Origin of the sequence: Cryobacterium sp. TMT2-10, from assembly GCF_004403075.1 — a bacterium.
Lineage (GTDB): Bacteria > Actinomycetota > Actinomycetes > Actinomycetales > Microbacteriaceae > Cryobacterium > Cryobacterium shii.
The window spans coordinates 67,424-81,055 of record NZ_SOGW01000072.1 but is presented as its reverse complement, the minus strand read 5'-3'; the positions used below and the strand labels follow the sequence as shown (position 1 = coordinate 81,055).

The following is a 13,632-nucleotide window of genomic DNA, read 5'->3' as shown; positions in this document are numbered from 1 at the left end:
GTTCTAGAAGAGAATCGCTGCGATCGTCCGGGCCACGACCACCAGGATCGTCGCCGAAGCCAGAGCCAGGGACGTGATCACCAGCCCACGCCCGCGGGCGCCCGCTGGAATCACCTGGAATGCCTGCATCGCGAACGACAGACCCAGCCCGGCGGCGATGGCGGCCGGGAACGGGAGCAGGACGGCGAGCACGACGCTGGCCGCAGACAGCCAGAATCCGGGCCTGCGACCGGGGGTCTTCGACCAGTCGAGGTGCGGTGCTCCGAGATTGAGGAGGTTGTTGCCCTCCATTTTGGCGCGCGGGTCGTCCACTGTGTTGCTCCTTCACGAGTCCTGGCTGTCAGTCTCACACGGACAAAGCCACGCAGCGGATCCAGGGTCGCTCGGATTCTCATTCCGCCAGTACCCCCTGGGGGTATAGTTGAACCATGTTCACAACCCAGCAGAATACCCAGCAGAACGACGCGACGACCACCGCTCTCCATGTCTCGGGCATGACCTGCTCGCACTGCGTCGCCGCCGTGACCGCAGAACTGTCGAAGCTCGGCGGCGCCGAGAGCGTGGACGTGGACCTCGTGGCGGGTGGCGTCTCCCTGGTCACCGTCGCCAGCACAGGTCCGCTCGATCCCGCCGCCGTCGCCGCCGCCATCGATGAGGCAGGCTACGAGCTCGTCTCAGAATCCGTCTGAGCTGACGCCGTGAGCACTGTCCCCGTGAGTCCGACACCGGCCGGTCCGATCCCTGCCGGTCCGATCCCCGCTGGTCCACGTCCAGCCGGTTCGAGCCCGGCGCGCGGTGAACAGGTCGACCTCCTTGTCGGGGGCATGACCTGCGCGTCCTGCGCGGCCCGGATCGAGAAGAAGCTGAACCGCATGCCCGGCGTCGAGGCGTCGGTCAACTACGCCACCGAGAAGGCCAGCCTCTTCGTACCGGAAGGCACCACGGTCGACCAGGCCATCGCCGTGATCGAGGAGACCGGGTACACCGCCGCCCGACCGCGGCCGCCGCAGGCAGAGCAGCCCGACGCTCCCGGAGCCCCCACCGCGCAGGACCTCGAGGTGGCCGCCCTGCGCCGGCGGCTGATCCTGTCCAGTGTCCTGGCCGCGCCGGTCGTGCTGATGTCGATGATCCCGGTGCTGCAGTTCACGAACTGGCAGTGGCTGGCCCTCACCCTTGCGGCTCCGGTCGCGGTCTGGGGAGCCTGGCCGTTCCACCGCGCAGCGTGGGCCAACCTGCGCCACGGCGCGGCGACGATGGACACCCTGATCAGCATCGGCGTGCTCGCCGCGCTCGGCTGGTCCCTGTACGCCCTGTTCTTCGGCATGGCCGGCATGCCCGGCATGACCATGACCTTCAGCTTCACCGCGAGCCCGGGTGGGGGAGCGGACGAGATCTACCTCGAGGTCGCCTCCGCCGTCACCGTGTTCATCCTGGCCGGGCGCTACTTCGAGGCTCGGGCAAAGAAACAGTCCGGCGCGGCACTCACGGCCCTGCTCGAACTCGGGGCGAAGGAGACGACCCTCCTGCGGGACGGCCACGAGATCACCGTGCCGACCTCGTCCCTGGTCGTCGGCGACCTGTTCGTGGTGCGTCCGGGCGAGAAGATCGCCACGGACGGCACCGTCGTCGACGGCAACTCGGCGATCGACGCCAGCATGCTCACCGGCGAGTCCGTGCCGGTCGAGGTGGGCCCCGGCGACGCCGTCGTCGGCGCCACCCTGAACTCGGGCGGCCGCCTGGTCGTGCGGGCCACCCGCATCGGCGCGGACACCCAGCTCGCCCAGCTGGGCCGCTTGGTCGAGCAGGCCCAGACCGGCAAGGCCGAGGTGCAGCGCCTCGCCGACCGGGTCTCGGCCATCTTCGTGCCGATCGTGATCGCGCTGTCCCTGGCCACCCTGGTCGCGTGGCTCCTGCTCGGCGCGGGCACCGTGGTGGCGTTCACCGCGGCCGTGGCGACCCTGATCATCGCGTGCCCGTGCGCGCTCGGACTGGCCACCCCGACCGCCCTGCTGGTGGGCACCGGGCGCGGTGCCCAGCTGGGCATCCTGATCAAGGGGCCGCAGATCCTCGAATCGACCCGCCGGGTCGACACCATCGTGCTGGACAAGACGGGCACGGTCACGACCGGCCGGATGACGCTCGTCGCGGCCGTGCCCGTGGCTGGCGTCGACGAGAAGGAACTGCTCACGCTCGCCGGAGCAGCGGAGACCGGGTCAGAGCATCCGATCGCCCAGGCCATCGTGTCCGGTGCTCGCGACCGGGTCGGAGCGCTGCCGGCCCCCGAATCGTTCGCCTCGACCGACGGGCTCGGCGTGCAGGCGCTGATCGAGGGACGGGTCGTGCTGGTCGGGCGGCCGCGCTGGCTGACCGAGCAGTGGGCCATCACCCTCCCCTCCGAGCTCCGCGCCGCGCTCGCCGTCGTCGAGGGCCAGGGCCGCACCGCGGTCGCCGTGGCCTGGGACGGCAAGGCGCGTGGGATCGTGGCCGTGTCCGACGTAGTCAAGAACACCAGTGCCGCCGCGATCGCGGAGTTCCGGCGTCTCGGCCTCCGACCCGTGCTGCTCACCGGCGACAACGAGACCGTCGCGGCCTCCGTTGCCGCCGAGGTCGGCATCACGGACGTCCGCGCCGGTGTGCTCCCGGCCGAGAAAGCAGAGATCATCCGGGCCCTGCAGGGTGAGGGACGCGTCGTCGCGATGGTGGGCGACGGCGTCAACGACGCGGTGGCCCTGGCCACCGCCGACCTTGGCATCGCGATGGGAACCGGAACCGATGTCGCCATCGAGGCCAGCGACCTGACCCTGGTCAGGAGCGACCTGATCGCGGCGGCCGACGCCATCCGGCTGTCCCGGCGCACCCTCGCCACGATCAAGGCCAACCTGTTCTGGGCGTTCGCCTACAACGTGGCCGCGATCCCGCTGGCCATGCTGGGGCTGCTGAATCCCCTGATCGCGGGCGGCGCCATGGCCCTGTCGTCGGTCTTCGTGGTGAGCAACAGCCTGCGCCTGCGCGGGTTCCGCGGTCTCACGCCGGGCGCGTAGCAGCGCCCGGCGTGCCGACCGGCGGGCCGGTGCGACTACGGTTGAGGAGGCCCGAGAAAGGAACCTCCACCATGAGCGAAATCGCGGGCGAACTGGCGCGGGTGCGCGAAGCATTCGACAAACCCACCCTGCGCCTGCTGGACCGCAAGTGGGCGCCGTTCGTGCTTGCCGTCTTCAAATCCTCCTTCAGCCGGGACCGGCGCAGCGTGCAGGCCGACCTGCTGCACACCCAGGTCGACGCCTACCTGGCCGACCTGCGCTCGGTCGGCAGCGACGTCCCCGGCCGAAACGGCCGTGCCCTCTGCGTGCAGTGGATGAACGACCAGTGGCTCTACCGTGAGACCGGCGAGGGCGACGAGGAACACTACTCCCTCACCTCGCACGCGCTCGAAGCGCTGCTCCTGGTCGACAGCCTGTCGCGGGATCGAGCCCTGATCAGCGAGTCCCGCCTGACCACGATCGTCGACACCGTGCGCCACCGCGCCACGCAGGCCAACCCCGACCGGGACGAACGCATCCGCCGGCTCGACCAGGAGATCGCCGAGAGGACGAGCGAACGGGACCGCCTCGCCGCCGGCGGGGAGATCGCGGCCGTGTCGAACGAGCAGATGTTCGAGGGGTACGCGAACCTGATCGACCTGATCAACCAGCTGCCCAGCGACTTCAAGCGGGTTGAGGAGTCGGTCGCCGCCATGCACCGGCAGATCGTGAACGACTTCCGCGGCGAGGAGCGCCCGATCAGCGAGGTGCTCGACGAGTACCTGTCCAAGACGGATGCCCTGATGTCCTCGACCCCGGAGGGTCGCGCCTTCGAGGGGGCCTTCACCCTGCTGCGCAACGATGAGCTGCTCCTGGAACTGAAGACCGACCTCGAGACGATCCTGCTGCACCCCTTCGCCCTCTCGCTCACGAAGAACGACCGGATCGGCTTCATGGGAACCGTGCGACTGATCCGCAAGGGGATCGATGACGTCCTGACCCAGCGCAACGGGCTGACGACCACCCTGCGGGAACACATCGTCAACCACGACGTGGTCAAGGACCGCGAACTGGAACGCCTGCTGCGGGAGATCAACAAGGAGCTCGCCACCTGGATGCAGTCCGCCGGGCCCCGGTCCACGGTGACCGCCGAACTCATGCCGGGCACGCTCGACGTCGAGCACCTCAGGGAACGGTTCTACGACCCCGGCGCGCACCTGCCGCCGCCGGCCCTGGTCGACGTCTCCGAGGATGCCCCGCCGCCGCCGAGCCTGGACGACATGCGCAAGCAGGGCGGCCCGCTGCTGGGGGAGCTGCGCGACGCCATCGTGACGGCCTTCAGCACCGGGGACGCGGCATCCGTCGGCGACGCTTTCAACGACCTGGACCCGAACCTGCGTCGCCCGGTCGAAATCCTGGGGATGCTGCAGATCGCCACCCAGATCGACGCGGTCAGCCGCGCCGTGACCCTCGAACGGTTCGAGACGGTGCGGCCCGACGGCTCCAGCCGCAGCTTCGACGTGCCGCGCATCATTTTGAACGAGGACGAAACCGCGGCGCTGTCCGCCCTGAACTATGGATCTGACAATGACGACTGAGCTGACCGACGACACTGACCTTGCCCCGGAGGAGGAGGCGCGCAGCTTCTCGCTGTTCGAGGGCGACGAGGGTGGGCTCACCGTCGAGCAGCGCCGCACGCTGGTGCTGCTGATGAAGCACCGCTACATCTCCGCGGCCCTGCAGCCGGCGGAATGGCAGACGCTGCTGGCGTCTCGGAAGCTGCTCAAGTCGCGTCTGAACGACGTCTTCCTCGACCTGCACGTGGACCTGCACTACGAGGTGGCCTTCAAACGGCAGGCCGTGTCCGAGGGCGGCGACCGTTTCCCGACCCTCCTGCACGACGTGTCGTACACGCGGGAGGAAACGATCCTGCTGGTGCTGCTGCGCCAGCGGTTCCGCAGCGAGCGCGCCAACGGCCACGAGATCGTGATCGTGGATCGGGACAACCTGGTCGAGAATGTCGCCCATTTCCGCCCCGAGCACGCCACCGACCGCTCGGGCGACGCCCGCAAGGCCGCGGCCGCGGTGGACAGCCTCGCGAAGGCTCGGGTGCTGCTGAAGACCAGCGACCCTGACCGGTTCCGCATCTCGGCCGTGATCGAGGTGCTGCTGCCGGTGGAGCGGCTGAACGAATTGCTCGAATGGCTGGTGGCGCAGAACGCCCTGGACGCCGAATTCGATCCGTCGGCCGACTCCACCGACCTGACCGAGACCCTGCCCGAGATCCTGACCGACGCCCGGGTGGAGGCCACCTCATGACCGATTCCCCGCTGTTCTACGCCGACGGCCTCACCGAGGGCACCACCCAGTGGCGCGCCGACTCGTTCCAGATGGTCAACTGGGGCGGATTCCAGGGCCACCACGAGATCACCTTCGCCCCCACCGCCACGCTCGTCTCCGGCGCGTCCGGCACCGGCAAGAGCAGCCTGCTCGACGCGTATCTGGCACTGATGATGCCCTCCGACACCCCCTTCAACGGCGCCTCGAACGACGCCGGCTCCGGGCGCGCCCGCAGCGTCGACCAGCGCAACCTGATGACCTACCTGAAGGGCAAGACCGACTCCAACCGGGAGGCGGGCACGGGGGAGATGCAGGACCAGGTGCTTCGCGGCGCCAACGAGTCCACCTGGGGGGCCGTGTCGATGACGTTCATCGACGACAACCACCGCCGTTTCACCGTGCTGCGGGCCTATTTCGTTCCCCGCGGAGCGAGCAGATTCGCCGATATCACGATGAAGATGGCCACCACGGACGGCTATCTCGACCTGCGCGACCTGGCCGGCGTGACCGAGTCGCGGTTCGACAAGCGGGCGCTGAAGACCCGGTTCCCGGAGATGGATGTCTTCGACACCTATGCGGCGTTCGCCCAGACCCTCTACACCCGGCTGGGCATCGGCGCCAACGGCGAGGGCGGCAAGGCCCTCCGCCTGCTTGCGCGCATCCAGGCCGGGCAGCAGGTCAAAACGGTCGACGGGCTCTACAAGTCCATGGTCCTGGAAGAACCGGCCACCTTCGCCGCAGCCGAAAAGGCCGTCGACCACTTCGAAGACCTGGAACGGTCCTACGGGGCCATGGTCACGGAGGCGCAGAAGGCCAGGGTGCTGGAGCGGCTGCCCGACCTGCACAGCGACTACGAGACGGCGAACGGCCAGGCCGACCTGATCGACGTCTTCGGGGTGCACCGCTCCGGGGACACGCCCTTCGTGCTCTGGCAGCTCCAGACCGAGCAGGTCCTGCTCGAAGCCGCCGCCGACGCCAACCGGGCGGAGCGCCGCGACAACCAGGAGCAGGCGACCCGGGCACGGGATGCCGAGACCGAGTTGAAGGGCCGGGTCGCCAAGATCCAGGACCAGCAGCGAGCCAACGGCGGCGACGTGCTGCTGCGCCTGCAGAACGACCTCGCCCGGCTGTCCGACAAACGCGACGACGTGGCCGGCGACCGGGCGAAGTTCGACGAGCGCATCCGGCTCCTGAACGTGGCCATTCCCTCGCACGACGAATTCGTCGAAGCCCAGGGCATCGCCGACCTCTTCCTCGCCCAGTTCGCCACGACCGAGGCGAGCCTCGAGGCCAAACGGGTGCTGCTCCAGCGGGAGGCCTACCCGGTGGAAAGCCAGATCCGCACCCTGAAGCAGGAACACGGATTCCTGAGCGGGCGGGCGAGCCTGGTTCCCCAGCATCTGCACAACGCCCGCCTGATGATCGCGGAGGCCGCGGGGATCCCGGTCGAAGACCTGCCGTTCGTGGCCGAACTCGTCGACATCGCCCCCGGCGAGGACGAGTGGCGCCAGGCCGCCGAGGTGACCCTGTCCTCCGTCGTGCGCGTCATGCTCGTTGACGAGACTCGCCTGGCCTCCCTGAGTCGGGCCATCGACCCGCTGAGCATCCCGGTGCGGATCCACTTCGAAGGGGTGGCGCTCCGGCCGCACCAGGACATCGCCGGCGACGACCGTTACGTCTCCGGCAAGCTCGTGTTCAAGGACTCGCCGTTCAGCGGCTGGGTGCAGGACCGGGTGCAGTCCGAGAACCTCGACGCGCTGTGTGTCGAGACCCCGGCCGGCCTGTTCGGCGACGGCCCCCGGGTCACCCCGAGCGGGCAAACCCGCAACGGCAAGCGGGGCGCCCACGGCTGGAACAGCGACCAGAAGTCCATCATCGGCTTCTCCAGCCGGGCTCGCCTGCACGACATCGACGAGGATCTGCTGCGGCTGAGCGCGAACGCCGATTCCCTTGCGCGCGAGGCATCCGTTGTGGCCAACCGCATCGCGGACCTGCGCGGCAGGAAGGGCGCCCACCAGTACATCATCGACAGCGTGTGGCCGGCCATCGACGTGCCGGGCGCGGAGGCCCGCATCCAGGACAAGGAGGCCGAACGTGAACGCGTCCTGGCCGACAGCGACGTTCTGCGTGCCCTCAAAGACGAGGAGCAGAGGCTGTCGGTCGAGCTGGAGAGCGCCCAGAAGGATAAGCACGCCGCCGACCGTGACGGCCAGGGCCTCGTGGCCGAACAGGGGCGCCTCGTGGACCGGCAGGACGCGGTCAGCAACCGGCTGGACCGGATCGAACGTGAGCAGTCCGTGTCCCTGTCGGAGGAGCATGCCGCCCACCTCGACGCCCAGTTCGCCATGGTCGGTGACCGGAGCGACCTCGCCGCATTCGACGGCGGCGTCCGGCGTCTCCGCGACCGGCTGACCGAACAGTCCAGCCAGGATCGCGACAGCGCCACGAGCGCCCGCACCACCCTGGTCGGCATCTTCGAGACCTTCCAGAGTCGTTGGCCGGACCCGAACATCGGCGTCTCGCTGGACTCGTACACGAGCTACCGCGACATCCTCGACGCCGTCTACACGCTGGGCCTGCACGAGCGGCGCCAGGAGTGGAAGCGGCGCCTGTCCCTGTGGAGCGGCCAGGACCTCGTTCCGCTGGCGGGGGCGTTCAACACCTCCATCGAGGAGATCGAGGACCGGCTCCGTCCGATCAACGAGATCCTCACGACGCTGCCCTTCGGCGCCGGGCGCGACCGGCTGAAGATCGCCCTGCGCCGCCTGCACCGAGATGACGCGACCGCGTTCCGGAAGGAGCTCAAGGTCCTCTCCTCCGGCGCGACGGAAGAGTTCACCGACGATCAGACCGAGAGCCGCTTCAAGCGGCTGCAGGCCTTCATGCACCTGATCCGCCGGTCCGATGCGGGTTCCAGGGCCGCCGCCCAGCGCGACCTACTGCTCGATGTGCGCAAGCACGTGGAGATCACCGCGGTCCGGATCACGCCCGACGGCACCGAAGTCAGCACCTACTCGTCCCTCGGCGGCAAGAGCGGCGGGGAATCCCAGGAGCTCGTGGCCTTCGTCGTCGGGGCGGCGCTGCGGTTCCAGCTGGGCGACGAGAGCCGCACCCGGCCGCGTTTCGCTCCGGTCTTCCTCGACGAGGGGTTCGTCAAATCGGACTCGGAGTTCGCGGGCCGGGCCGTGGCCGCCTGGAAGGGGCTGGGCTTCCAGCTCATCATCGGTTCCCCGCTCGACAAGGTCACCGCCCTCGAGCCGCACATGGAGCTGGTGCTGTCGATGACCAAGAACAACAGCACGGGATATTCGTACGTCACCCCGCTGTCTTCGCCGGTGCTGTCCTCGCCGGTGGCCTAAGCCAGGCTCACCGTGCGAAACCCGATGTTCGCGGCGGCCGAGTCGGGGGTGTTGGAGGCCCGGGCGGAGTTGCGATAACGGTTGCAGTAGGAGTCGTGGCACAGGAAGGAGCCGCCGCGCATGATGCGTTGGCGGCCGGCGGCTGGGCCGGTCGGGTTCTTGCCGGGGGAGTGCGCGTAGAAGTTGGCGTCCCACCAGTCGGAGCACCACTCCCACACGTTTCCGACGCTCTGCCAGACGTCGTACGGGTTCGGCTCGAATTCCCGCACCGGCGCGGTGGTCAGCCAGCCGTCCGCTCGGGTGTTGACCGCGGGGAACTCGCCCTGCCAGGTGTTGCACCGGTACCGGTCGCCTTACTCGTCGCCCCAGGGGTACAGGCGCCCCTCGAGGCCGCCGCGGGAGGCGCACTCCCATTCGGCCTCGGTCGGCAGCCGCGCCCGGCCCAGGATATCCTCCAGCTCCGCCGCGAGGGCGAGGTGGAAGACGGCCGAGTAGCCGAACACCTCCGACTCGGTGCGGAAGCCGGTGTCGGCGACGAAGGCCGCGAAGGCCGAGTCGGTCACGGAGGTGGCGTCCAGCTCGAAACCGTCGACCCGGACGGGGTGCACCGGCCACTCCCCGTCCCCGGGGTTGCCGACGCCGCTCGAGTCGCCCATCAGGAAGACCTGGCCGGGAACGGATACCTGGCCGATCGGGTGTCTGAGCGGGGTGGTGGTCATCACGTCTCCATCTGCATTCGGGCGCTGCCGCGTTTTCGCGGCCAGTATCGCACGACTAGAATTTTGGGGAGTCATGCACCAGAAAGTGAGTGCCGCCCTGCCTCCCATCAAGCGAATCGTCGAAGAAGGCCTGCTGATCGCGCTTTCCGCCGTGGGCATGGCCGTGAAGAACGACATCATCGTCGGCGCGCTCCGCGACAACCTCGACTACGACCCGGCGGTCTACGCGGCCGCCGCCCGCAAAGAGCTGACCCTGGTCGCTCATCAGAACGAGGAATACGGGCTGCGCGTCGGCCATCTCCGGAAGACACTCACCAAGGCCCGGTGGTCGGCCGACATCACCGCCGACCAGCGACACGACATCAGCCAGCTGGCCCTCCGGCGGCGCGTGCACAAGAAGCTCGCCCTCGCCCTGATGCACGTGGCCGAGGACGACGAGCAGGTCGCCCGCATCGTCGAACGCGCCCAGCATGTGGCCAGCGACGAGATCAGCGCCGCCCTCTCTGCCCGCCTGATCCGGCTCGCCATCGACTCGCGGGATCCCGACTACGAACGGGAGCGCGCCGAACGCACCGAGATGTTCGTGCAGATCGACCTCGCGGTGCTGGCGCTGAACCACGGCGTGGCGACCGGCGCCGCCGAGAGCGACTACTAGCGTCGTTCGTGCGCGTCCGGGTAGATGCTGCGCGTCTCGGATCGGCGATTGTGGCTCGGCAGCCAATCGATGAGGTAGATCCTGGGCAGGATCTTCGCGACGGCCAGCACCGCATACATCACGGTATTGATCGCCACAGACGTGGCCAGGACGGCGAAGAAGTCGGTCTGCAGGAAGGTCTCGGGCAGGAGAATCCCGGTCGGAGCCCTGAGGTCAGCGTGCATGAGATCTTCTTCCCGGTGTCGTCGCAGTGAGACCGTCGCCGTTTCCCCAGCGTGCCTGACGGCCGAACGTGATGTCGAGGATGCCCTTGACGTACACGGCATCGAGGAACATATCAAAGAGGAGTTCCGGGAACAGGGTTGCGGCCAGGAGGCGCCCCCGCCACCCTTCCCGCCACACGGAAACGACGCGTTCAACGATGAAGAGCGAGCCCACCCCCAGCCAGAAGGGGAACACCACCATCGCGTCCACGGACAGCGCCGTCAGCAGCAGGAGGAACATGAACGAGGACAGCGCGATGACGCTGTAGCCGATGCCCAACTGTTGGGCCCAGTAGCGGAACGTGGGCGGCGTCAAGGTGTTGGCCCCGAGGTTTTCCAGGGCCCCGCGCTGCCACCGCAGTCGTTGCGCCCACAGGGTGCGCAAGTCGGGCATCAGTTCGGTGACGACCGTGCACCGGGCGGGAGAAATGATCAGCGCGCCGAGTGATCTGAGTGCGATCGTGAGCTCGTTGTCCTCCGTGAGCGCGGCCGTGTCGTAGACGTCCTCCAGTTTTCCAGGGATCGTGACGCTCCGATTCTCCGCCACCGCCCGCAGCGCGGCCGGGCGGAACAGGGACGCGGTGCCGGTGAGCACGAAGACGTGGCCGCGTCGATGCCGGATCTGGCGTGAGTAGCGAATGTATTCGTTGCGCTGGAGCTGGCCGAGCAGCCCGAAACCCTCTTCCCCGTAGAAGAGGCCCCCGATGGCCATGAGGGCTCGGTCATCGGTGAGGCGGTCGACCGCGGCGGCCAGAAATCCGTCATCGAGCCTGGTGTCGGCGTCCAGCACCATGATGACGTCGTTGTCGCGTTGCAGGGGAAGCAGCTGTTTCAGGATCTGGTTCAGCGCGCCGGCCTTCTTCTCGGTGTTTCCCACCGATTCGAAAACCTCGACCTCGTGAGCCCGGGCGATGGCGACCGTCGAATCGGTGCAATTGTCGGCAACGACGATCACCCGATCGGGCTGGTGCGACTGAGCGAGAAGTGCGGAGAGCGTCGCCGGCAACAACGCTTCTTCATTGTGCGCGGGGATGAGTACCGTCACGGTCACCGGGCCGGCGAACTGCCCCGGGTCGACGCCATGAGGAGTTTGGGTGCGAGCGGAGTGATCCGACGATTCGTTGAGCGATGTGACTTTCTCGCCGTCAGCCGCTCCAGCAGGCCGATTCCCGCCGCGAACAGGAGCGCCAGGGCAATGGCGGCGGTCAGGACGCGACCGGTCGGCGCCTCCAGGTCGTAGAACAGGCCCCAGATCCCGCGGAGGGAATGGGTGGTCGGGGGCGGGCCTTCCGACGGATCGGTCGAAGCGACCGCGAACCAGAGCAGGAGCGCGGCGCCGCCGGCGATCACGGCAACGGCAAGACCGACGACGCGGCTGAACAGATTGGCCCCCATATGGCCACCCTATCGGAGGATTCCTTGGGTCAGATTCCTCGGGGCAACGGCCTCAGCCCCGTCGGCTCGCCCGCCAGGCGCGCCAGGCGCCGGTGCACCACAGGGCCCAGAGCACCAGCAGCGGCTGGAACGCCAGCCGGATGCCGCGGCCGAGGTCGGAATCCAGACCGAAGGAATCCGTGCCGGTCACGAACTGGGAGATGTTGCCGGGGAAGATCGCCACGAAGAACGCGGCCACGATCCAACCGACCTGCGCCCGTCGCCTGGCCAGCGTCAGCAGCGCGATGCCGAGAACGATCTCGACGATCCCGGACGCGACCACGACGAAGTCCCCATCCGTGGGAACCCACTGGGGTACCTGGGCCAGGAACGCCGTTCTGTTCCAGGTCAGGTGGCTGATCCCGGCGAGCAGGAGGAACGCGCCGAGGATGAGCCGGGCGGTCGTGCGGGGGAGGGAAGCCGGGGCCGTCACGGCGGCTGCGGGCCGGGCGCTCACGCGCCGACCGCGGCCGCGATATCCGCGTCGGTGCGGGCGTTGAACACGCCCCACATGATGTGGGTCGGACCGCTGCCGTCGCTGCCCGGTGCGGCGGCCCGGCTGGTCCAGCGATGTCGGATCGCGGCTGCACCCAGAACGGTGAGGGAGGGGGCGATACGGGTCTTACGGAGCGTGCCGGCCATCACGCTTCCGTCGGGAGCGAGCCGCCAGCCACGGTCGTGGGCGAGGACCTGACCGACCTCCTCGTCTGTGAGCCAACGGGAAAAGCTGCGACCGGGCGGGTCGATGGCGGTGAGCTTCATGCTCGCAACTGTACTTCCTGCGTCATCCGTGTTGTCCTGCGCAGTGCTGTCCTACGCCATGAGCCCTTCGAGTTCGGCTTCCAGCCGTTCCACGTCCGCTCGGCGGCATAGCTCCGTGGCCGGCGTCATCGCCGTCGCGCTGCCGGCCGCGACGCCGGCCCGGAAGGCTGCCTCGACCGGGTGGCCCTGCGCGATGCGCAGCACGAAGGCGCCCAGGAAGCTGTCGCCCGCGCCGACCGTGCTCTGCACCTGCACGCGGGGCACCGGCAACCGCATGACGCCCGCGGCCGATGCCAGCACGGCCCCTGCCCCGCCGAGTGTCAGGGCCACGAGTTCCGCGGCCCCTCGGCCGACCAAGGTGGAGGCCACGTCGACCTGGCTCTCCTCGCTCTCGAGCGTGGCACCGGCATACTCGCCCAGCTCCCGCCGGCTCGGCTTGACCAGGTACACCCCTTCGGCGAGGGCTTCGGCGAGAGCGTCCCCGGACGCATCCACGATGCACCGGGCATCCCGCTGGTGCGCCAGGCGGGCAACCCGGGCGTAGAAATCGTCCGGCACGCCGGGAGGCAGGCTGCCGCTGGCGACCACGAAACCGTTCACCGGAATCGCCGCCTCGACGAGTGCCAGACAGGCGCGCCACTCGGCTTCGCCGAGTTCGGGGCCCTCCAGCACGAAACGGAACTGCTTGCCCGTGGTGGTCTCATCGACGGTGAAGTCTTCCCGGGTGCTGCCGGAGATCGGCACGACCAGGGTCGGAATGTGCTCGGCCTCGATCAGGCGGCGATACGCTTCCCCGGTGGGTCCGCCCGCGGTGTACACAGCCAGGGCCTGACCGCCCAGCCGTTGCACCACCCGGGCGACGTTCATCCCTCCGCCGCCCGGGTCCAGGCGCGAAGCGCCGCAGCGCAGCTTGTGTTCGCTGACCACCCGCTCGGTCGAGGTGCTCACGTCGAGGGCCGGGTTCACGGTGAGGGTCAGAATCGGTCGCGTCGACATCCCGGTTGTCTGTGTCTTCCTTGAGGCTTCCATGAAGCCAGCGTAAGATTCCGCGCGATCACCATGCCGCGCTATCCGGCTCCC

The 13,632-nt window shown here is 68.7% G+C and carries 13 protein-coding genes and 1 pseudogene; 6 read left to right on the top strand and 8 right to left on the bottom strand.

The annotated features are described in order from the left end of the window. Positions 1 to 3: 3 nt before the first annotated feature. On the bottom strand, positions 4 to 312 hold the full coding sequence (locus tag E3T37_RS08160) for a hypothetical protein (RefSeq protein ID WP_134366301.1): 309 nt from the start codon (positions 310 to 312) through the stop codon (positions 4 to 6). 116 nt (positions 313 to 428) lie between these two features. On the opposite strand from E3T37_RS08160, the gene E3T37_RS08155 reads away from it, so the two are divergent. The 5 genes from E3T37_RS08155 to E3T37_RS08135 all read left to right on the top strand — a co-directional run bounded on the left by E3T37_RS08155 (position 429) and on the right by E3T37_RS08135 (position 8,719). Next, positions 429 to 689, top strand: a complete 261-nt coding sequence (locus tag E3T37_RS08155; protein WP_134366300.1) for a heavy-metal-associated domain-containing protein — start codon at positions 429 to 431, stop codon at positions 687 to 689. Positions 690 to 824: 135 nt separating this feature from the next. Continuing rightward, positions 825 to 3,041, top strand: a complete 2,217-nt coding sequence (locus E3T37_RS08150) for a cation-translocating P-type ATPase (protein WP_134366299.1) — start codon at positions 825 to 827, stop codon at positions 3,039 to 3,041. A 71-nt stretch (positions 3,042 to 3,112) separates the two neighbouring features. Further along, complete coding sequence (locus E3T37_RS08145) at positions 3,113 to 4,618, top strand: DUF3375 domain-containing protein (protein WP_134366298.1); 1,506 nt, start codon at positions 3,113 to 3,115, stop codon at positions 4,616 to 4,618. Next, complete coding sequence (locus E3T37_RS08140; protein WP_166787163.1) at positions 4,608 to 5,339, top strand: DUF4194 domain-containing protein; 732 nt, start codon at positions 4,608 to 4,610, stop codon at positions 5,337 to 5,339. Before E3T37_RS08145 ends, E3T37_RS08140 begins: the two co-directional genes overlap by 11 nt. Next, a complete protein-coding gene (locus E3T37_RS08135; RefSeq protein WP_166806083.1) occupies positions 5,336 to 8,719 on the top strand; it encodes an ATP-binding protein in 3,384 nt (1,127 codons plus the stop codon). Before E3T37_RS08140 ends, E3T37_RS08135 begins: the two co-directional genes overlap by 4 nt. On the opposite strand, the pseudogene E3T37_RS08130 reads toward E3T37_RS08135, so the two are convergent. Beyond that, positions 8,716 to 9,438: pseudogene (locus E3T37_RS08130) on the bottom strand (SUMF1/EgtB/PvdO family nonheme iron enzyme). The gene E3T37_RS08135 and the pseudogene E3T37_RS08130 overlap by 4 nt on opposite strands. A gap of 73 nt (positions 9,439 to 9,511) precedes the next feature. Here E3T37_RS08130 and E3T37_RS08125 point away from each other — a divergent pair. Next, the gene (locus tag E3T37_RS08125; RefSeq protein WP_134366295.1) at positions 9,512 to 10,093 is read left to right on the top strand and encodes a hypothetical protein; all 582 of its coding nucleotides are present in this window, start codon (positions 9,512 to 9,514) and stop codon (positions 10,091 to 10,093) included. On the opposite strand, the gene E3T37_RS08120 is transcribed toward E3T37_RS08125, so the two are convergent. The 6 genes from E3T37_RS08120 to E3T37_RS08100 are packed head-to-tail and all read right to left on the bottom strand — an operon-like array spanning position 10,090 to position 13,548. Then, positions 10,090 to 10,317 (bottom strand): hypothetical protein, encoded by a 228-nt coding sequence (locus tag E3T37_RS08120; RefSeq protein WP_134366294.1) that lies wholly within the window; start codon positions 10,315 to 10,317, stop codon positions 10,090 to 10,092. The genes E3T37_RS08125 and E3T37_RS08120 overlap by 4 nt on opposite strands. Continuing rightward, a complete protein-coding gene (locus E3T37_RS08115) occupies positions 10,307 to 11,407 on the bottom strand; it encodes a glycosyltransferase (protein ID WP_241976078.1) in 1,101 nt (366 codons plus the stop codon). The genes E3T37_RS08120 and E3T37_RS08115 overlap by 11 nt, the downstream gene beginning before the upstream one ends. Continuing rightward, positions 11,404 to 11,751: a hypothetical protein gene (locus tag E3T37_RS17355; protein ID WP_241976079.1), complete on the bottom strand. Its 348-nt coding sequence runs from the start codon at positions 11,749 to 11,751 to the stop codon at positions 11,404 to 11,406. The genes E3T37_RS08115 and E3T37_RS17355 overlap by 4 nt, the downstream gene beginning before the upstream one ends. Before the next feature lie 52 nt (positions 11,752 to 11,803). Beyond that, entirely contained in the window at positions 11,804 to 12,247 is a 444-nt protein-coding gene (locus tag E3T37_RS08110; RefSeq protein WP_174235665.1) for a DoxX family membrane protein, read from the bottom strand. Next, positions 12,244 to 12,552, bottom strand: a complete 309-nt coding sequence (locus tag E3T37_RS08105) for a hypothetical protein (RefSeq protein ID WP_134366293.1) — start codon at positions 12,550 to 12,552, stop codon at positions 12,244 to 12,246. The genes E3T37_RS08110 and E3T37_RS08105 overlap by 4 nt, the downstream gene beginning before the upstream one ends. 51 nt (positions 12,553 to 12,603) lie before the next feature. Continuing rightward, the gene (locus E3T37_RS08100) at positions 12,604 to 13,548 is read right to left on the bottom strand and encodes a 1-phosphofructokinase family hexose kinase (protein WP_241976080.1); all 945 of its coding nucleotides are present in this window, start codon (positions 13,546 to 13,548) and stop codon (positions 12,604 to 12,606) included. Positions 13,549 to 13,632: the final 84 nt, after the last annotated feature.